The organism is uncultured Erythrobacter sp., from assembly GCF_947492365.1.
Lineage (GTDB): Bacteria > Pseudomonadota > Alphaproteobacteria > Sphingomonadales > Sphingomonadaceae > Erythrobacter.
Genome location: NZ_CANLMB010000002.1, coordinates 322487 through 340655 on the forward strand (window position 1 = coordinate 322487; position 18169 = coordinate 340655).

Genomic DNA, 18169 nt, shown 5'->3' on the forward strand with positions numbered 1-18169 from the left:
AAGCAAGTTCACGGGCCATTTTGACAAAGGCGAACGCGCTAGGCGCAGGCTTCCAGCGTCAGCTCGAGCGAGCGCAACCTTGCCTCGGGGTCGAAGGTGGAGCCGCACAGCATGATTTCATCGGCGCCTGTGCGTGCTGTGAATGCCGCAATGTCCTCGCGCACCTTGGCGGGCGTGCCGATCGCAGCAGCTTGCCCCAAGTGATCGAGCATGGCGCGCGATGGGGCGGGCAGCGTCGAGGTGTAGTCCTCGATAGGCGGCGGCAGCTTGCCCGGATTGCCAGTGCGCAGCGCGACAAAGCTCTGCTGCTGGCTTGAGGCGAGCAGGCGCGCTTCGGCTTCGGTTTCGGCGGCAAAGACATTCATGGCGACCATCACATGCGGCTTGGCCAGCGCATCGGACGGCTCGAAATCGCGGCGATAAAGTTCGAGCGCGGCGTCGAGATGATCCGGCGCGAAATGCGCAGCAAAGGCATAGGGCATGCCCAGTCTTGCCGCGAGCTGCGCGCCGAACAGGCTCGATCCCAGCATCCAGAACTCGACATTGGCACCCAGGCCCGGTGTTGCCGTGATCGGCAAATCGACATCGCCGGTCATCAGGGCGCGCAATTCGGCAACGTCTTGCGGGAAATATTCAGACGCCTGATGCAGATTCTTGCGCAAGGCCCTTTGCAGCTCCGGCCCAGCACCCGGCGCACGGCCCAGCCCCAGGTCTACCCGGCCGGGAAACAGAGCATCGAGCGTCCCGAATTGCTCGGCGATCTGGAACGGCGTGTGGTTGGGCAGCATGATCCCGCCCGAGCCGATGCGGATGGTGCTGGTCGCATTGCCGATATGGGCGAGCACAACCGACGTCGCGCCGCCCGCGATCCCCTCCATCGCGTGATGTTCGGCGACCCAGAAGCGTTTGCACCCCACTTCCTCTGCCTTGCGCGCAAGCTGCGCAGCGTTGGACAGCGCCTCGCCAACGGTTCCGCCTTCGCGCACCGGAACTAGGTCGAGGACGGAGAATTCGGTCATGGCTGATTCTGCGGGGGCGGCGCGCTGATCTGCGCGAGATAGTTCTGCGCGATTTGCGCCGCAGGGCCATCAGGATCGAGGTCGATCACCGATTGCCAGCTCGCGCGCGCGGCCTCTTCGCGGCCAGAAAACAGCGCGATAATGCCCGCTTCGAGACCAACCAAGGGATCGCTCGGCGACAACTCGCTGGCGCGTTCGATCGCCGGCTGGGCTTCCTCAAGACGCTCCAGACGGCGCAGCAAAGTCGCCTTGAGCAGCCAGCTTTCGGCGTTGTCAGGCTGGAGCGAAGTGGCGAGGTCAAGCTCTGCCAGCGCGGCATCGGCCTGTTCCAGTGCCACCAGAACCCGCGCGAGATCGGTCGCGGCGATAGCCTGTAACGGGGCGGAGGCGGCGCTTTGTGCGTCACTCTTGGCACGGCGAAGAATTGCATCAGCGCGCGGCAGATTGGCGCTGGCGAGCGCGGCATTGCCTGCCATCGTGCCGAAGCGTGCCTTCAACTGCATTTCAGCGTCAGGCGTTTCGTCGCGCGCAGCCTCAAAAGCGGAGATCGCGTCTTCCCACAGGCCCAGCTCGCTCGCAGCGAGGCCGAGGCAGTGGTTGGCCAGCACCCGTTCGGGACCGACCGTGCCGATGCGCTGGATCTGCGCCATCGTATGCGCGCGCGATGCATCCTGTTCGAGCAGGTCGAGGCATTCGACCAGCCATTCGCTGGCTGGATTTTGGGCCGTCTCCTGATCTTCGACGCGGGGGTTTCTATCGCGCAATTCCTGATGGCCGTCGGTTGGCGGAAGAGTGACCGGATTGGGGCCGACCTGAAGCGCGAATGCAAGGAGTGATGATGAAAGGAGCACTAGGTTGTCCCGTTAGTAAAAGCTAGCCACGGCTGCTTTGAGCAGCGCGATATCCTGGCCGCGCGAAAGGCGGTGATCGCCGTCCTTGACGAGACTAACCTGTATGTCATCCGAACGCAGCGCCCGCGCGAGATCGAGGCTGGTCTGCCACGGCACATCCGCATCGCGCTGGCCGTGGAGCAGGCGGACGGGGCAGGTGATCGCGATCTCGCTATCGAGCCGCATCTGCGCCTCCGCATCGGCGAAAAAGCCGGGATGGGTGGGAGTTGGCTCGGGGCCATAGGGGTTGTCTTCGTAGAGGATCTCACCCGCGGCCAGCGTCGCGCGTTGCTCCTGCGTGTAGCCCCAGCGGGTGAAATCGGGCGCAGCGGCGATGCCGATCATGCCTGCGAGTCTCTCACCCAGAGCCTCACCCACCAGCAGCATCAGCCACCCGCCCATCGATGATCCAACCAGCAGGACCGGGCCTTGGACCTTGGCCTCGATCAGCGCGAGAACTTCATTGCGCCATCGCGACAGAGTGCCATCGGCAAAATCGCCCGAACTCATCCCGCAGCCCGAATAGTCGAGCAAGAGACATGCGCGGTCATGCGCCTGCGCCTCTTCGAACAAGGCTGTCGCTTTGCCGCCCGCCATGTCGGACATATAGCCGGGCAGGAAGACAAGCGTCGGCCCCGTTCCGACGCATTGGCGAAACGCGATCCGGCGGCTATCGGCCATAATGTGAAATTGCGGGTCAGACATTGCCCTCTTGTGCCCGCAGCGATCATGCAAGCGCAAGTCTTGTCATTGACGCGCAACCTCCGGCCAGTAGCGTAGCGATATGATAAAGACCGACTCAGCCGCCGAGCAGCCCGCCCCGTCTCCAAACATGATCTCGCGCCGCGGCGTATTCGCGCTCGCCGGAGCTTCGGCTGCGATAGCCGCCGCACCGGCCACCGCGCGCGGTTTCGGCTCCGGCTTCACCCACGGCGTCGCAAGCGGCGAGCCGCATGCCGGCCGCGTGCTCCTCTGGACCCGCTATGTTGCCGATGCAGAAACGGTGCTCGAATGGCAGGTCAGCGAGAGCGCCGACTTCAGCCGCACCGTCTCCGAGGGTCAGATCATCGCCTCTCCCGACCGCGATTTCTGCGCCAAAACCATCGCCAATGGCCTGACGCCGGACCGTTGGTACTTCTACCGCTTCGTCGCGCCCGATGGCACGACCTCCATGACCGGCCGCACCCGCACCTTGCCCGAGGGGCCCTCAGCGAGGTTCCGCATGGCGGTCTTCTCCTGCTCGAATTTCGGGTTCGGCTGGTTCAACGCCTATGCCCATGCAGCCGAGGCCAATGATTGCGACCTTGCGGTGCATCTGGGCGATTACATCTACGAATATGGCGGCGGCACCTATCCCAGCGGCGATCAGCGGCACCCGGAACGTACGCTGGAACCGGCCGAGGAGATCGTGGCGCTTGCCGATTACCGCCTGCGCTATGCCACCTATCGCGCGGACCCCGATCTCCAGCGCCTGCATCAGGTGCTGCCCATGATCGCGGTGTGGGACGACCATGAAAGCGCCAATGACAGCTGGGAGGGCGGCGCGCAGAACCACCAGAGCGACAGTGAAGGAATCTGGGATGCGCGCAAGGCGATTGCCAAGCGGGTCTACCGCGAATGGATGCCGGTCTCAGATGAGCCTTACGCAGCCTATGAAGTCGGCGATCTGGCGACATTGTTCCGGCTCGACACGCGGCTGGAGGGGCGCGAGGAGCAGTTCAACATTGGCAAGGTGATCGAGGGACGCGAGAATCCGCAGGCGATGGTCGCCGCGCTCGCCGCTTTCCGCGCGGGTGATTATGCTGACGCCGAACGCCAATTGCTGGGAGCAGCGCAGGAAGAGTGGCTGGGCGAAGGCCTCGCAGTGTCAAAGGCGCGCGGGGCGACCTGGCAGGTGCTGGTGCAGCAGGTGTTGATGGGCAAGCTCTCCTCGCCATCGGGGCTGGTCGAATTGCTGGGCGATAATGTGCCAGACTTTGCCCGGCGCCGTCTGCAAGCCGCCGCCTTGGCCGAGCGCGCAGGACTGCCGCTCAATATGGATGCGTGGGACGGCTATCCCGCAGCGCGCGACCGTCTGTTCGAAAGCGCGCTTTCCGCCGACGCCAACCTGCTGGTTCTCGCAGGCGATACGCATAATGGCTGGGGTTTTGACCTTTCGCATGAGGGCGAAAGGGTCGGGGTGGAACTGGGCGTGTGTTCGGTCAGCTCACCGGGGTTCGAAACCTATCTCTCCGCGATCCCGCCCGAGCGCATGGCGAGCATGCTGGTTGAGACAAATGACGAGCTCAAATGGGCCGATACCTCCAATCGCGGCTATATGGTGGTCGAGTTGACGCCGTCTGCCGCGACCACCGAATACCGCTTTCTTGCTGGCATCAGACAGCGTTCGACCCGCCTCGCGGGAACGAAGCGGGCCGTCAACTCAGCCGGGGCCAAGCAACTGGAGGTTTAGTCCCGGCTGAAAATCTCCTCGATCGGCAGTTCGAAGACTTCGGAGATTGTGAAGGCAAGCGGGAGCGAGGGGTCGTAGCGGCCCTTTTCAATCGCGTTCACGCTCTGGCGGCTCACTCCCAGCCTGTCGGCGAGATCCTGCTGGCTCCAGTCGCGTTCGGCGCGAAGGACTTTGAGGCGATTGTTCACCGGATCTCTCCATAGGTGCCGTATTTGACCTTGTTGAAGATCGCCCCGACGCCGAGTCCCAGACACCAGATTGTTGGCCACCAGAAAGCAACGACCGGATCGACAATCTTGTAGGTTTCAAGAAAGCCCCAGATTGCCGCCAGCGTGAAGGAAATCGCTGTCGCGATCAGTCCCTGACGGACATAGAGCAGCCTGTAGAACTCGTCCTTCTCCTCGATAATCAGCCCGCCAAACACCCAGATCACGCCGGCAAATGACAGGCCGGGCAGGAAGGCGAGCAAGGCCGCGAGCCAGCCGGTGACGCCGCGATCCTCGATGAAATGTTCCGCTATCATCAAGGTGATCAGGTAGAACGCCATGGTGAGCGCCATGCGCAGCAGATAGCGATGGGTCGCGCGGGTGTTTTCCTTCGTCAGCGACAGGCCCTTGACGAGAGCAAAGACCATCAGGCTGATCGGGAGTATCGCCAGCACATAGGCGGTATTGGTGTCGATCGCGTCCGACTTCCAGATGAACATCAGCGCAAGGGCGCTCAGAACCGACGAGCCCGCTGCACCGAGCGAGAGTCTGACCGCAGCCGGAGCAGATTTTTTGGCGGCGGCGCTCATTGCAGGCACCCGCGCCCGCAAGCGCCTTCCGATTGGGTGGAGGCGAGAGCCGCACCGGTCAGCCCTCCGATCACACCGAAAGATGCGCCGGTGCTCATTTCCAGCCCGGCCATGATGAGCGCCGCCGAAATGATGATCGCGGCCCAGATAATTGCTTTGTTTCTCACAGTCATTGGTAAAGTGTCCTTTCAACTATGGAAAGCACACTTGTCATTGATTCGCGCTGATGTCAAGCAGACTTTCCAAATTGACGCGGAAGCTTTCCTTAGTGCCCCGTGCGCAGTCGCTTGGGTAATGACATCTCAACCCATCGCGCCTATGTGCATCCGCATGGCACAGATGCTGACCACAACCACCACCACTACCACCTCGGGTATCCGGGGGCGGTTGCGGCTGGGTTAGGTCCGGCGGCTTCGCCACCCGATTTCGGGTGGCGCGGTGTCTTCCCGAAATCGTTCAAACGAAACAACACCGCTCTTTCGGTGCGCGCGCCAATGGCTTAAGGCGCGCGCCAAACGAGACGGATTTTTGTGATGACCGAACTTCTTAAGATCAGCCTGCCCGATGGATCAGTGCGCGAGGTCGAGCCGGGTTCAACGCCTGCCGACATCGCTGCCGCAATCGGGCCGGGGCTTGCCAAGGCTGCGCTGGCCGCGCGGGTGGATGGTGAAGTGCGCGACCTCAACCGCGCGTTCGAAGGCGATGCCGAATTGGCGCTCATCACGGCGCGCGATGAAGAAGACGCGCTCGAACTCGCGCGCCACGACTTTGCCCATGTCCTTGCCGAAGCGGTGCAGGCGCTGTGGCCGGGCACGCAGATCACCTTTGGCCCGGCGACCGATGACGGTTTCTATTATGACGTGATGGCTCCGGCCTCGCGCGAGCCGTTTGGCGTCGATGATTTGCCCGCGATCGAGGAAAAGATGCGCGAGATCATCAAGGCAGACAAGCCGCTGGTGCGCGAAGTCTGGTCGCGCGCCGACCTGATCGCGAAATGGGAAGCCGACGGCGAGGCGTTCAAGGCCGAATGGGCGAAAGAGCTGCCCGAAAACGAGGAGCTGACGGTTTACTGGTCGGGAGAGCCGGGTTCTGACGGTGCGTGGCTCGACATGTGCCGCGGCCCGCATCTTGCCTCGACCGGCAAGCTTGACCCGGCCGCCTTCAAGCTGATGCGGACGGCGGGTGCCTATTGGCGCGGCGACCAGCGCAATGCGCAGCTGACGCGCATCTACGGCACCGGCTGGCTCAACAAGAAACAGCTCAACGCTCACCTTCACCGGCTGGAAGAAGCCGCCAAGCGCGACCACCGCAAGCTTGGCCGCGAGATGGACCTGTTCCACTTGCAGGAAGAGGCGCATGGCTCGGTTTTCTGGCACCCCAAGGGATACCGGATCTGGCGCGAGCTTGAGGCCTATATGCGCCGCAAGATGGATGGCGGCGGCTACCGCGAGATCAAGACGCCGCAGCTGATGGATGTGCGCCAATGGACCCAGTCGGGCCACTGGGGCAAATATGCCGAGAACATGTTTGCCGTGCCCGACATCGTTCCCGAAGTGGACGATGAAGGCGAGACCGCTGCTGCCCCCAAGGTCGCGGATGACGCCGACTGGATGGCGATCAAGCCGATGAACTGCCCGGCGCATGTTCTGGTCTTCAAGCAGGGCATCACGTCCTATCGCGACCTGCCGATCCGGCTGGGCGAGATGGGCTGCTGCCACCGCAACGAACCGCATGGCGCGCTCCACGGCTTGATGCGCGTGCGCCAGTTCACGCAGGACGATGCGCATATCTTCTGCACCGAGGAGCAGGTGGTCGAGGAAGTGCGCAAATTCTGCGCGCTCGCGGACAGCGTCTACAAGGATTTCGGCTTCACCTATCATGTGAAGCTCGCGCTGCGGCCCGAGAAACGCTTTGGCAGCGAAGCCGACTGGGACAAAGCCGAGCAGGAATTGCGCGACGCTGTGGCCGAGGCCGGTATGGCCAATGAGCAATATGGCTGGGAGGAGTTACCGGGCGAAGGGGCGTTTTATGCGCCCAAGCTCGAATGGCACCTCACCGATGCGATTGGTCGGACGTGGCAGGTTGGCACGATCCAGGGCGACCGCGTGCTGCCCGACCGGCTCGATGCCACCTATGTGGGCGAAGACGGCGACCGGCACCGCCCGGTTATGCTCCACCGCGCGATTTTTGGGTCTTACGAGCGCTTTATCGGCATTCTGATCGAGCACTATGCTGGCCGCCTGCCCGCATGGCTCGCGCCGGTGCAAGCTGTGGTGGCGCCGATTGTGTCTGATGTGGATGGCTACGCGCAGGAGGTTGAGGCCAAGCTCGCCGCGGCAGGCATCCGTGTGGAGAGCGACCTTCGCAACGAGAAGATCAACTACAAGATCCGCGAGCACTCGCTCGCCAAGGTGCCGCATCTGTTTGTGGTCGGAAAGCGCGAGGCCGAAGAGGGCACTGTCGCGATCCGCACTCTGGGCGAAAAGGATCAGCAAGTCCTGCCGCTGGACGAAGCGGTTGCCATGTTGAAGCTGGCAGCGACCCCGCCTGACCTGCGCGAAGCCCCAGACCTGCACGAAACCGAAGCCTAAACCGCTTTGGAATTCCTCGCCGGTTTCAGCCTTGTGCAAATCGCGGTTGCGATCGCTGCCACTCTTGGTGCGGCCTTTATCCGCGGGCTGACGGGGTTCGGTTTCGGCATTCTGCTGGTCCCGATCCTCGCACTGGCGCTGACCCCGGTCGAGGCGGTGCTGGCGATCAACATCATGGCCGGGCTGCTCGCCTTTACCGAGATCCGGATGATTTTGCGCGAGGCGGAGAAAAGCGCGCTGGTGATCGGTGCGCTGGTCGTGGTTGGCACGCCGATCGGCCTGCTCCTGCTCGACGCGACACCGCAAGCGATTGCGCGGTTGCTGATCGCTTTGATCGCCTTGTCGGCCTTCTTTGCAGTCCTGATGCCGAAGCGCGGGCCGGAACAGCCGGGCATTGGGGTGACGTCTGGCGTGGGCATCTCAGCAGGCTTGCTCACTGGTTTCGCCGCCATGCCGGGCCCGCCGGTGGTTCCCTATTATGTCGGGCGCGACATTCCGCGCGTTACCGCCAAAGCCTCGATGATCGGTATCTTTGGGATTGCAGCATTAGCCGGAGTTGGCTCAGGCGCTGCGATTGGCGTGCTGGAGACGCGCATCATCCTGCTGGGACTGGCGCTCTTTCCGCTGGTCCTGCTCGGCAACTGGATAGGCAGCCTTGCTTTCGGCAAGGTCAGCGACAGGCTGTGGCGGACATGTGTGGGCGTGGTGCTGGCAGCAGCCGCAATCGCGGCGCTCGTGAAGCTGCTTTAGAGGGCCAGTAGCTAGAGGGGGAGCGGCTGTCCGGCGAAGATCAGCGCGGCTCCGCAGGCAAGCACAATCACGCTGCTCGCTACGTCAGCGCGGCGTTGCTGCATGGCGGTAATGGCGCTGCGCGAAAGGCTGATTGCACGGTTCATGGCTCGCAAAATCGCGCAAATTTCCTAACGAGTCGTTAACCTCTCGCCGAAAGAGCGGGCATTTGCTGGCTTGCGCAGTGGAAACCGCCGCCGCCTGCAAGCACCGCTTCGGCAGGCAGGCCGATGCAATCGCGGTCCGGGAACAGTTCGGCAATCGCCTCGACGCCTTCATCGTCATGCCGCGAACCGAAGGTCGGGACCACGACCAGATGCGTGGTGATCGCGAAGTTCACATAGCTTGCCGGTTCAATCGCGCCGTCCCGGGTGATCCGTCCGGGAGAAGGAATTGTGATGACTTCGACCCCGGCATTCTGCGCACGGCGCTTTGCATCAGCATAGATTTCGTCGTTGGGATCGTTTGAACCGGTTGCTTCGGGAATGACCATGCGATTGGGGCCGACAAAGCGCGCGAGATTATCGACATGGCCATCGGTGTGGTCGTTGATAAGCCCCTCGCCCAGCCACAGAAAGCGATCAAAGCCCAGCATCCGCGCCAGTTCGGCTTCGATTTCTTCGCGCTCCATGGCGGGGTTGCGATTGCGGTTGAGCAGGCATTGCGCAGTGGTCGCGGCCAGCCCGGTGCCGTCGCCGTCAATCGCCCCGCCTTCGAGGATCATCGGCGAGGCCCCGACCGGCAGACCGGCATCGCGGGCAAGCTCTGCGCCCACTTCCTGATCGCCCGGCATCAGATATTTCCCGCCCCAGCCGTTGAAGCCAAAGCGCCGCGCCGCCCGCTTGCCTTCTTCCAGCACCACGAGCGGCCCGGTGTCGCGCAGCCAGATATCGCCATAGGTGCGGCGCTCAAGCGTCACCTTCTCGCTGACCAGCTCGCGTGCGCGCGCCTCATTGGCTTCATCGCGGACGAGCAGTCGCACCTGCTGCCCGCTTTGCGCAACCTCATTGGCGAAGGCTGCGATCTGCTCTTGCGCCAGTTCCAGCCAGCCGGGCCATTCATCGGCCAGATGCGGAAAGCCGACCCACAGCCAGTCCTGTTTTGCCCATTCGGGCGGCATCAGGAGGGCCATGGATCGGCTCTTTTCGCTTTCAACTGCGGTTTTGGTCGATCAGCAACCGGCATCCGAGCTGGCGCAGCTTTCGTCGCGCACGCCGCGGAATTCGTCGCCATCGTTCCAGTTCGGCCAGCTTTCGCTCATCGCCATCATCCGGCCAAGGCGATAGAACAGCTGCAGGTCAGCCATCACGCCCGACCAGTCCCAGTTCTCGTCAAATTCATCCTTCGGACCGTGATAGCGGTTCTCGCGATATTCGGCTCCAACCGCAGCGCCGGCTTCACGCCCGCCTTCGACCAGATCCTCGCCGCCATCGACATAGAGCATTGGCACGCCCTGCTTGGCGAAGGCGAAGTGGTCGGAGCGGTAGTAATAGCCGGCCTCCGGGTTCGGATTGGGCGTCGCGGTGCGTCCGTCTGCGACCAGAGCCGCTTCGAGGAAGGCATCGAGCTGCGATTTGCCCGGGCCGACGACCGTCACATCACGCGAAGCGCCAGCGACAAGGAACGCATCCATGTTGATCCCGCCTACGGTCTGGTCGAGCGGGAAGACCGGGTTCGACGCGTAGTAATAAGCGCCCAGCAGACCCGATTCCTCTGCCGTTACGGCGAGGAAGACGAGGCTGCGCTTGGGAGCGCCAGCCTTGGAATGCGCTTCGGCCAGCGCGACCAGAGCCGCTGTGCCGGTCGCATTGTCGACCGCGCCGTTGCAGATGTCGTCGCCGTCAGCCGCAGGCGGGTTGCAGGTGCCAAGGTGATCCCAATGCGCGGTGTGGATGACATATTCATCCGGTGCTTCGGTGCCCGGCAGCACGCCGATCACGTTTTGCGAAGCAAAGCTGCGGAAGCTGTTCTGGAAGCTGGTTGAAGCCGAAAGGCCAAGCTCGACCGCTTCAAATTCTTCCGTCTTCGCAGCGGCCGTCAGCGCGTCGAGATCCTGCCCGGCTGCGGCGAGGATTTCGCGGGCGACTTCCTTTTGCACCCAGCCATTCATCGTGGTCATCGGCGGAGCATTGTCGCCGCGCGCGGCATAGGCCTGCGGGCCGCCCCACGAGCTTTCGACCACGCTCCAGGGATAGCTGGCAGGCTCAGTATCGTGAACGATCAGAACCGCCGCAGCACCCTGCCGCGCGGCCTCTTCATATTTGTAGCTCCAGCGGCCGTAATAGGTCATCGCCTTGCCGTTAAAGGTACCGTCGAGCCCTTCGGTTTCCCAATCGGGATCGTTGACGAGGACGACCACGGTCTTGCCGGTGACATCGACGCCTTCATAATCGTTCCAGCCGCGCTCAGGCGCGTTCACGCCATAGCCGACAAACACCATCTCGCTATTGGCGATCTGGGTGGCGGCGTCTTCGCGGTAGGTTACGCCAGTCCAGTCGCTGCCATATTCAAAGGCAAGCGCGGTTTCGCCGCCAGTGATCGTCAGCGGGGCGAAATTGCTTCCGGTTATCTCGATCAGCGGCACTTCCTGCACCCAGCTATCGCCATTGCCCGGTTCCAGTCCGGCAGCGGCAAAACGCTCGGTCAAAAGCGCGACGGTGAGTTCCTCGCCTTCGGTGCCCGGCATGCGTCCGCCAAATGCGTCCGAGGACAATTCGCGGGTAATGTCGATCATCGTCGCTTCGGAGATGTCACCATCGGCGACTTCGGGAATGTCGAGCTCGGCAGCGGCATCGCCGCCGCCCATCATGGCGTCGCAGCCTGCAAGGGCCAGCGCGCCTGCGGCCAGACCCGCAAATGCAATTGCGCGTTTCATCATCGGAAAAGATCCTCTCATCTCGTAAATTCGTGGCGCTTCTCTTGCAGATGGGCTTGCGGGCCGCAAGCGGCTTGGCCAAGGACTGATGTGTAATGGCGCATATGGCGGACCCCGACTGGAAAGAAGCGATCGCGCGGGCGCGGGCCCATGCTCCGTTTCTGGCGCGGGCGCTGGACCGACAACCAGAGCTCGAGGCGCTGTTGCAAGCGGGCGAGGGCGAGGCCGCGCTCGAATGGTCCAAAGCGCGTGGGTCAGGCGAAAGCGCTGATATTGCGCTGCGCCGTCAGCGGATCGGCATGGCAGCGGCGCTTGCGGTCGGCGATCTGGCGGGCGCCTTCCCGCTTACGCGCGTCATGGGCGAGCTTACCGACTTTGCCGACCACGCGCTCGACACCGCGATCCGAACCGCGATTACCGAGCGCACGGGCGAGGAGCGCGCCGACGGGATGATCGCGCTGGGCCTTGGCAAGCAAGGCGCGCATGAGCTCAACTATTCCTCCGACATCGACCCGATCCTGCTTTACGATCCCGCGTCTCTGCCGCGCCGCGACAAAGATGATCCGGGCGAGGCGGCGCAGCGTTATGCGCGCCGGATCGTCAAACTGCTCTCTGACACGACGGCGGAAGGCTATGTGCTGCGGGTCGATCTGCGCCTGCGCCCTGCCGCCGAGGTTAGCCCGCTCGCCGTCCCGCGCCGCTCGGCCTTGTCGCATTATCAGGGGCAGGCGCTGGCATGGGAGCGCGCGGCCTTCATTCGGGGGCGAGCTGCGGCGGGCGATATTGCGGCGGGCGAAGAATTCCTCGGTGAGATCGCGCCCTTTATCTGGCGGCACACGCTCGATTTCGGCGCGGTCGAGGAAATCCGTGATCTGACTTTGCGCATTCGCCAGAGCTATGCGGGGCCGCCTCGACCGGGGCCGGGCTTTGATATCAAGCGCGGACGCGGCGGCATTCGCGAGATCGAGTTTTTCGCGCAGACCCATCAGCTGATCCATGGCGGGCGCGATCCCAGCTTAAGGGTAAGGGGCACGCGCGCGGCGCTGGACGCTTTGGCAGCGGCAGGCCGGATCGAAGCGGACAATGCACAGGTTCTGGGCGAGGCCTACGACCGCCTGCGGCAGATCGAGCACCGGCTGCAAATGGTCAATGACCGTCAGACGCACAGCCTGCCGGACGGCGCCGCGCTCGATAATGTCGCGCAGCTCGATGGGCTGGCGGATGGCGCGGCTCTAGTGGCCGAACTGACGGCGCTGACCGAGGCCAGCGGGAGCATTTATGAAGGGCTGATTGGCGACAAGGCGCGCGCGGTGCCGGTTGCTGCTCCGGCCAGCGATCTTGCGATTACGCTTAAGAAGCTCAGCTTTGCCAAGTCCGAGGCACTGGCAGCACGGATCGAGGAATGGCGCGATGGCCGCTTTGCCGCGATCCGCAGCCCGCAAGCTGTCGAGGCTTTCGATGCCCTACTCCCTTCGCTTCTCAGCGCTTTTGCCGAAAGCGACGATCCGGAGCGCGCGATCAATCGCTGGCAGGCGATGATCGAGCGCGCGCCCTCGATGATCACCGTGTTCCGGCTGCTGCTGGCCGAGCCGAGCTTGCTCGAACGCTTGGTCGAGGCGCTGACTCTCTCGCCCACATTGGCTGACCAGCTCGCGCGGCGTCCCGAACGGCTCGACGTGCTGCTCGATCAGCAACCGATCTCCGGCCCCACAACGGTTGCCGAGATTGCCGCGCGGATGGGTCAGGATCTGGTGCGCGATGATTACGAGGCGCGGCTCGATGCGATCCGCCGTGAGACGGGCGAGGCACGTTTTATCCTCGGTCTGCGCCTGATCGAAGCGCAGCGTCCGCCGGTCGCGATTGCCCGCGTTCTTGCCAATCTGGCCGAGGCCGCGATCAGCGTCGCTGCCGAAGCCACTATCGCAGAGTTTGAGCGCAAGCACGGCAAAGTGCCCGGCGGAGAGCTGGTCATTCTCGGGCTTGGAAGGCTGGGCGGACAGGTGCTCACCCATGCCTCTGATCTCGATATCATCTATCTGTTCACCGGCGAGTTTTCCGCGCAATCGGACGGAGAGAAACCGCTTGGCGCGACGCTTTACTTCAACCGCCTCGCCAGCCGCATCACCGCTGCATTGTCGGTGCCTACGGCGCAAGGGGCGCTCTACGAAGTCGACACAAGGCTGCGCCCGCAAGGCAATCAGGGGCCGCTGGCCGTCTCACTAGAGGCCTTTGCCAAATATCAGCAGGAAAGCGCGTGGACGTGGGAGCATATGGCGCTGACCCGCGCGCGGGTGTTGACCGGATCGGAAGAAGCGCGCGCTGAAACGGACGCGATCATCGCCGATGTGCTGCAACGCCAGCGCGACCCTGTAGAGCTGCGCAAAGCCGTGCTCAAAATGCGCGGGGAGATGGCGCAGCATAAACCGTCGAAGGGCGAGATTGACGTCAAACTTCTGCGCGGCGGGCTGGTCGATATCGAGTTCCTCACTCACTTCCTGCAATTGCGCGACGCCGCGCAGCTGAACGCCGCAGATTCCGATGCGCTCAACCCGGATCTGGGAATTGCGGTCGCGGGACTTGTCGCCGCCGGTCTGTTAGACCCCGCTATGGCCGCCGCGCATCAGCTGATGACCAATATGCTGGTGGCTGGCCGCTTGCTCGCCCCCGATGGCAAGAATCCACCCAAGGCTGCCGCGAAAGCCCTTGCGCGTGCCTGCGGGTGCGATAGCTACGCGCAGCTGATGGAGGATCTGGCCAATGCCCGCGAGGATGTCGCGCGCTGTTGGACTGCGATTTTCGACCAAGTTCTGGAGACAAAGTGATGAGTGAATTTGCCAAAGCGGGCGATGCTATGCCCGATATCGCGATGGAAACGCCCGATGGCGGCAGCGTCAAAGCGTCGGACTTCGCCGGGCAGAAGCTGGTGATCTTCTTCTATCCCAAGGACAACACGCCCGGCTGCACCACCGAAGCCAAAGACTTCACAGCGCTCAAGTCAGAGTTCGACAATGCAGGCGTCGCTTTGCTCGGCGTGAGCAAGGACAGCGCGAAAAAGCACCTCAACTTCATCGCCAAGCACGAGCTTACCACCCCGCTTGCGACCGATGCGGCAGAGGGCGGGCTGTCCGATGCGCTTGGCATCTGGACAGAGAAGCAGATGTACGGAAAGACCTATATGGGCATGGTCCGCTCGACCTATCTGGTCGGGGCTGACGGCAAAATCGCGCAGGCGTGGAACAAGGTGAAGGTCAAAGGCCACGCCGAGGAAGTGCTCGCTGCTGCCAAAGCGCTCTGACGTCACCCGATGCAATCTGTCGCCTCCGCCATTCGCGCCGCGCTCCTGACCGGTGACCCGCGCGCCAAGTGCTTCGCTGCCCGCGATGTCGCGCGGCGCTGGCGCATGGGAAAGCTTGCGTTCGAGTTTGACTGCGCGATGCCCGATGCGCCCGCATGGCCCGAGCGTCCCGAATTGCTCCCGCCCAGCCAGATGCCCAAGCGCGGCAAATTCGGCTCCGAACGCGGACGGATCGCGCTCTGGCACAGCCTTGCGCACATCGAATTCGTCGCGATCGATCTCGCGCTCGATATGGCCGGGCGGTTCGGGGCGGAGATGGCCCAGATCGGCGGGCGTGAGTTCGTTTCAGACTTCCTCTATGTCGCCGCCGACGAAGCGATGCATTTTGCCCTGCTCGCGCGCAAATTGCAGAGCATGGGGACCCACTACGGCGCGCTCCCGGCGCATGGCGGATTGTGGGAGGCGGCGCATGGCACCCGCCACGATGTCGCAGCGCGGCTCGCGGTGGTGCCGATGGTGCTCGAAGCGCGCGGGCTCGACGTGACGCCGGCCACGCTGGAACGGGTCAGAGCGGCGGGAGACGAAGGCGGCGCGAGAATTCTTGCCCGCATCCTTGACGATGAGATTCGCCATGTCGGATTCGGCACAAAACACTTTCTGAAAGTTTCAGAATCTCTTGGTGAGAATCCCGAAAACAAGTGGAAGTGCTTGGTTCGGGAGCACTTCAGGGGGCCGATTAAGCCTCCGTTTAACGACTCAGCGCGTCTTGCAGCCGGTTTATCGCGCGCATTTTATATTGATGTTGCGAATTAACGAATCGGCCCGATAACTCGCTTTACATGTTGAGGCGCTGCGGCGCTTTGAGTCACACAGCGATGCCAAACTGGGCTTTCGACAAGCCGGGAAAAACAACAAGGGCACGCAAAAACGTTTTCTTTGGCGCATCAACGCCAGTCAGGACCGGGTCAAAATGATAACGCTTCTAAAGCGTCCCATGTCAAAGGTAGCGGCGGCGCTTTTTGCCGCGACGACCTTGATGGCTGCGAATCCCGCGCTGGCCAATTCCTCCGCCAACTCAGCCGCCGATATTGCCGAGCCCGTGCGTGAAGCGCAGGACGATAGCCTTGCAAAGGGCGATGAGCGTTTCCGCGAACTGTTCGCCAGTTGGAGCGCGCTCGATACGCTTGATCCGCAGGCGCCGGGTGCCGGCACCACGATTATTGACCGCCCGACAATTTCGGTGCCTTCGCGCATGCCGCTTGATGGTGCGCGGATGACCAGCGGATACGGGATGCGCAATCATCCGATCCTGCGCCAGCGTCGCCGCCACACCGGTATCGACCTTGCCGCTCCGACCGGAACGCCAGTCTATGCAACCGCTGACGGTATCATCGAGCGCGCTGACTGGTTCTCCAGCTACGGCCTGTTCATCAGCATCGACCACGGTGCCGACCTCCAGACGCGCTATGCACATATGTCGCGGCTTGCGGTTGCAGCGGGAGACCGCGTCGAAGTGGGCGATGTGATTGGCTATGTCGGTTCAACCGGCCGCTCGACCGGTCCGCATTTGCATTACGAAGTGCGCGTCGATGGGGTTGCGGTCAATCCGATCCCCTATATGCAGGAAAGCGAAATGCAGACGCGGATGGCAAGCAGCAGCGAAGATCTGCTTCCCGGTCGCCGCCGCGTAGGTGCTGCTGGCGGCCAATAAGGCCAGCAAGAGTTACCCGCCTGGAAGCGGGTCGGACATTGGAGAGGGTGTCCGAGTTGAGGCGGCGGGTTTTCCCGCCGCCTTTTTTCATGCCACCAGCCTCTTTGCTGGCTGCCTGTCAAAAAGAGCGGTGAGCCTGCGCCGTTTTCGCTTGAGTGCTTGCCCCTCCCCGCTAGTCTCAGTTTCGAGGAGAGACTGATCTATGAGCATGCATCCAATCGCACACGCAGCGAGCCGCCCCGACCACCCGGCGGTGATCATGGCGGGCAGCGGCAAGCAGATGACCTATGGCGAGATGGATGACGCCGCAAACCGCTTCGCGCACGTGCTGCGCGCCCACGGACTTGCACCGGATGCGGCCTTTGCGGTCCTGCTTGAAAACCGGATCGAGTATTTCGCGCTTGTCTGGGGTTCACAGCGCGCGGGCACTCTGATGGTGCCCATCTCAACGCGGCTGACCGCGCCGGAGATTTCCTATATTCTGAAGGATAGCGGGGCAAAGCTGCTCGTCACCTCGCACGCCTTTGACGAGGTGATGGCGGATATTCGCAAGGACTGCCCCGATCTGACCGTGCTGATGACCGGCGATGATGGCGCAGAGAGCTTCGATGCCGCGCTCGCCGCGCAGCCTGACGGACCGATTGCCGATCAGCGCGCGGGCGCAAACATGCTCTATTCCTCCGGCACGACCGGCAGACCCAAGGGCATCCGCCCCGCTCCCCCCGAAAACCCCGATCCGCAAGCGATGATCCCGTTTCTGGGCCTTGCAACAATGGGCGCAGGGATGCCCACCGATGGCTCGATGATCTACCTCTCTCCCGCGCCGCTCTACCACGCCGCCCCGCTCGCGTGGTGCAGCGCGGCCCAGCGTTTGGGCGCAACACTGGTGGTGCTCGAAAAATTCGATCCCGAAGGCGCGCTTGCGGCGATCGAGAAATACAAGATCACCGACAGCCAGTGGGTGCCAACCCATTTCGTGCGCTTCCTCAAGCTCGATCCGGCGATCCGCACCAGATATGACCTCTCCAGCCACAAGCGCGCGCTCCACGCCGCTGCGCCCTGCCCGGTGCCGATCAAGCAAGAGATGATCGAATGGTGGGGGCCGATCGTGAACGAATATTACGCCGGTAGCGAAGGGATCGGCATGACCATGATCCACGCCGCCGACTGGCTCGAACACCCCGGCACTGTGGGCAAGGCGATCCACGGCACGCTCCACATTTGCGGCCCCGATGGCGAAGAAGTTGGCGCGGGCGAGGATGGCCTGATCTATTTCGAAAACGCTCTGCTGCCGACCTATCACAACGATCCGGAGAAAACCGCCGATGCGATGCATCCCAGGGGCTGGATGACTTTGGGCGATATCGGCCATGTCGATGAAGACGGCTATCTCTTCCTCACCGACCGTAAGAGCCACATGATTATCTCGGGAGGGGTGAACATCTACCCGCAGGAGATCGAGAACCTGCTCGTCACCCATGATAAGGTGATGGACGCCGCGGTCATCGGCGCTCCCGATCCCGATCTGGGGGAGAAGGTCGTCGCGGTGGTGCAGCCCATCGATATGGCGGGTGCGGGCGAGGCGCTGGAGCAGGAGCTGCGCGACTTCCTCGCGCCCAGCCTTGCACGGATCAAGATGCCCCGGTTGTTCGACTTCCGTCCCGAGCTTCCGCGTGAGGCCAATGGCAAGCTCTACAAACGCGAGCTGCGCGACGAATATGCCGCCAAGGCGCAGGAATAGGGGCGTTTCG

Annotated in this window: 17 protein-coding genes; 8 read left to right on the top strand and 9 right to left on the bottom strand. The window is 63.0% G+C overall.

Annotated features, from left to right (window positions below; translation table 11 throughout):
* Positions 1–38: 38 nt before the first annotated feature.
* From Q0887_RS12870 to Q0887_RS12880, 3 genes are read right to left on the bottom strand one after another with little or no spacing between them, the layout of a single operon-like run.
* Positions 39–1019, bottom strand: coding sequence for an LLM class flavin-dependent oxidoreductase (locus Q0887_RS12870; RefSeq protein WP_299196044.1), 981 nt, complete (start codon positions 1017–1019; stop codon positions 39–41).
* Positions 1016–1870: a tetratricopeptide repeat protein gene (locus Q0887_RS12875; RefSeq protein WP_299196046.1), complete on the bottom strand. Its 855-nt coding sequence runs from the start codon at positions 1868–1870 to the stop codon at positions 1016–1018. The genes Q0887_RS12870 and Q0887_RS12875 overlap by 4 nt, the downstream gene beginning before the upstream one ends.
* 12 nt (positions 1871–1882) lie before the next feature.
* Positions 1883–2614: an alpha/beta hydrolase gene (locus Q0887_RS12880; RefSeq protein WP_299196048.1), complete on the bottom strand. Its 732-nt coding sequence runs from the start codon at positions 2612–2614 to the stop codon at positions 1883–1885.
* 79 nt (positions 2615–2693) lie between these two features.
* Between Q0887_RS12880 and Q0887_RS12885 the strand changes: the two genes are divergently transcribed.
* The gene (locus Q0887_RS12885; protein ID WP_299196050.1) at positions 2694–4361 is read left to right on the top strand and encodes an alkaline phosphatase D family protein; all 1668 of its coding nucleotides are present in this window, start codon (positions 2694–2696) and stop codon (positions 4359–4361) included.
* Here Q0887_RS12885 and Q0887_RS12890 read toward each other — a convergent pair.
* The 3 genes from Q0887_RS12890 to Q0887_RS12900 are packed head-to-tail and all read right to left on the bottom strand — an operon-like array spanning position 4358 to position 5330.
* Complete coding sequence (locus tag Q0887_RS12890; RefSeq protein WP_299196052.1) at positions 4358–4549, bottom strand: helix-turn-helix transcriptional regulator; 192 nt, start codon at positions 4547–4549, stop codon at positions 4358–4360. The two genes, Q0887_RS12885 and Q0887_RS12890, sit on opposite strands and share 4 nt — an antisense overlap.
* Positions 4546–5157, bottom strand: a complete 612-nt coding sequence (locus Q0887_RS12895) for a hypothetical protein (protein WP_299196054.1) — start codon at positions 5155–5157, stop codon at positions 4546–4548. The genes Q0887_RS12890 and Q0887_RS12895 overlap by 4 nt, the downstream gene beginning before the upstream one ends.
* The gene (locus Q0887_RS12900; protein WP_299196056.1) at positions 5154–5330 is read right to left on the bottom strand and encodes a hypothetical protein; all 177 of its coding nucleotides are present in this window, start codon (positions 5328–5330) and stop codon (positions 5154–5156) included. The genes Q0887_RS12895 and Q0887_RS12900 overlap by 4 nt, the downstream gene beginning before the upstream one ends.
* A gap of 360 nt (positions 5331–5690) precedes the next feature.
* Between Q0887_RS12900 and thrS the strand changes: the two genes are divergently transcribed.
* The gene (gene thrS, locus Q0887_RS12905) at positions 5691–7748 is read left to right on the top strand and encodes a threonine--tRNA ligase (RefSeq protein ID WP_299196058.1); all 2058 of its coding nucleotides are present in this window, start codon (positions 5691–5693) and stop codon (positions 7746–7748) included.
* A 6-nt stretch (positions 7749–7754) separates the two neighbouring features.
* Positions 7755–8498 (top strand): sulfite exporter TauE/SafE family protein, encoded by a 744-nt coding sequence (locus Q0887_RS12910; protein WP_299196060.1) that lies wholly within the window; start codon positions 7755–7757, stop codon positions 8496–8498.
* A gap of 11 nt (positions 8499–8509) precedes the next feature.
* On the opposite strand, the gene Q0887_RS12915 is transcribed toward Q0887_RS12910, so the two are convergent.
* Genes Q0887_RS12915 through Q0887_RS12925 form a run of 3 tightly spaced genes read right to left on the bottom strand, consistent with a single transcriptional unit; the run spans position 8510 to position 11412 of the window.
* Positions 8510–8644, bottom strand: a complete 135-nt coding sequence (locus Q0887_RS12915) for a hypothetical protein (RefSeq protein ID WP_299196062.1) — start codon at positions 8642–8644, stop codon at positions 8510–8512.
* A gap of 35 nt (positions 8645–8679) precedes the next feature.
* Positions 8680–9669 carry an agmatine deiminase family protein gene (locus tag Q0887_RS12920; protein ID WP_299196064.1) on the bottom strand — a complete coding sequence of 330 codons (990 nt, stop codon included), beginning with the start codon at positions 9667–9669 and terminating at the stop codon, positions 8680–8682.
* Between the two features lie 39 nt (positions 9670–9708).
* Positions 9709–11412: a M28 family metallopeptidase gene (locus Q0887_RS12925; RefSeq protein ID WP_299196752.1), complete on the bottom strand. Its 1704-nt coding sequence runs from the start codon at positions 11410–11412 to the stop codon at positions 9709–9711.
* A gap of 104 nt (positions 11413–11516) precedes the next feature.
* Here Q0887_RS12925 and glnE point away from each other — a divergent pair, with 104 nt between their 5' ends.
* The 5 genes from glnE to Q0887_RS12950 all read left to right on the top strand — a co-directional run bounded on the left by glnE (position 11517) and on the right by Q0887_RS12950 (position 18159).
* Positions 11517–14234 carry a bifunctional [glutamate--ammonia ligase]-adenylyl-L-tyrosine phosphorylase/[glutamate--ammonia-ligase] adenylyltransferase gene (gene glnE / locus Q0887_RS12930; RefSeq protein ID WP_299196755.1) on the top strand — a complete coding sequence of 906 codons (2718 nt, stop codon included), beginning with the start codon at positions 11517–11519 and terminating at the stop codon, positions 14232–14234.
* Positions 14234–14707 carry a peroxiredoxin gene (locus tag Q0887_RS12935; RefSeq protein ID WP_299196065.1) on the top strand — a complete coding sequence of 158 codons (474 nt, stop codon included), beginning with the start codon at positions 14234–14236 and terminating at the stop codon, positions 14705–14707. Before glnE ends, Q0887_RS12935 begins: the two co-directional genes overlap by 1 nt.
* Before the next feature lie 9 nt (positions 14708–14716).
* Complete coding sequence (locus Q0887_RS12940) at positions 14717–15520, top strand: ferritin-like domain-containing protein (protein ID WP_299196067.1); 804 nt, start codon at positions 14717–14719, stop codon at positions 15518–15520.
* 223 nt (positions 15521–15743) lie between these two features.
* Positions 15744–16418: a M23 family metallopeptidase gene (locus tag Q0887_RS12945; RefSeq protein ID WP_363317676.1), complete on the top strand. Its 675-nt coding sequence runs from the start codon at positions 15744–15746 to the stop codon at positions 16416–16418.
* 208 nt (positions 16419–16626) lie between these two features.
* Entirely contained in the window at positions 16627–18159 is a 1533-nt protein-coding gene (locus Q0887_RS12950; protein ID WP_299196757.1) for an acyl-CoA synthetase, read from the top strand.
* Positions 18160–18169 lie beyond the last annotated feature (10 nt).

Excerpts from the sequence above, each read along its gene's own strand:
- Q0887_RS12870 (WP_299196044.1), bottom strand. The coding sequence starts at position 1,019 with ATGACCGAATTCTCCGTCCTCGACCTAGTTCCGGTGCGCGAAGGCGGA.
- Q0887_RS12880 (WP_299196048.1), bottom strand. The coding sequence starts at position 2,614 with ATGTCTGACCCGCAATTTCACATTATGGCCGATAGCCGCCGGATCGCG.
- Q0887_RS12885 (WP_299196050.1), top strand. The coding sequence starts at position 2,694 with ATGATAAAGACCGACTCAGCCGCCGAGCAGCCCGCCCCGTCTCCAAAC.
- Q0887_RS12895 (WP_299196054.1), bottom strand. The coding sequence starts at position 5,157 with ATGAGCGCCGCCGCCAAAAAATCTGCTCCGGCTGCGGTCAGACTCTCG.
- Q0887_RS12900 (WP_299196056.1), bottom strand. The coding sequence starts at position 5,330 with ATGACTGTGAGAAACAAAGCAATTATCTGGGCCGCGATCATCATTTCG.
- thrS (WP_299196058.1), top strand. The coding sequence starts at position 5,691 with ATGACCGAACTTCTTAAGATCAGCCTGCCCGATGGATCAGTGCGCGAG.
- Q0887_RS12915 (WP_299196062.1), bottom strand. The coding sequence starts at position 8,644 with ATGAACCGTGCAATCAGCCTTTCGCGCAGCGCCATTACCGCCATGCAG.
- Q0887_RS12920 (WP_299196064.1), bottom strand. The coding sequence starts at position 9,669 with ATGGCCCTCCTGATGCCGCCCGAATGGGCAAAACAGGACTGGCTGTGG.
- Q0887_RS12925 (WP_299196752.1), bottom strand. The coding sequence starts at position 11,412 with ATGAAACGCGCAATTGCATTTGCGGGTCTGGCCGCAGGCGCGCTGGCC.
- glnE (WP_299196755.1), top strand. The coding sequence starts at position 11,517 with ATGGCGGACCCCGACTGGAAAGAAGCGATCGCGCGGGCGCGGGCCCAT.
- Q0887_RS12935 (WP_299196065.1), top strand. The coding sequence starts at position 14,234 with ATGAGTGAATTTGCCAAAGCGGGCGATGCTATGCCCGATATCGCGATG.
- Q0887_RS12940 (WP_299196067.1), top strand. The coding sequence starts at position 14,717 with ATGCAATCTGTCGCCTCCGCCATTCGCGCCGCGCTCCTGACCGGTGAC.
- Q0887_RS12945 (WP_363317676.1), top strand. The coding sequence starts at position 15,744 with ATGGCTGCGAATCCCGCGCTGGCCAATTCCTCCGCCAACTCAGCCGCC.
- Q0887_RS12950 (WP_299196757.1), top strand. The coding sequence starts at position 16,627 with ATGCATCCAATCGCACACGCAGCGAGCCGCCCCGACCACCCGGCGGTG.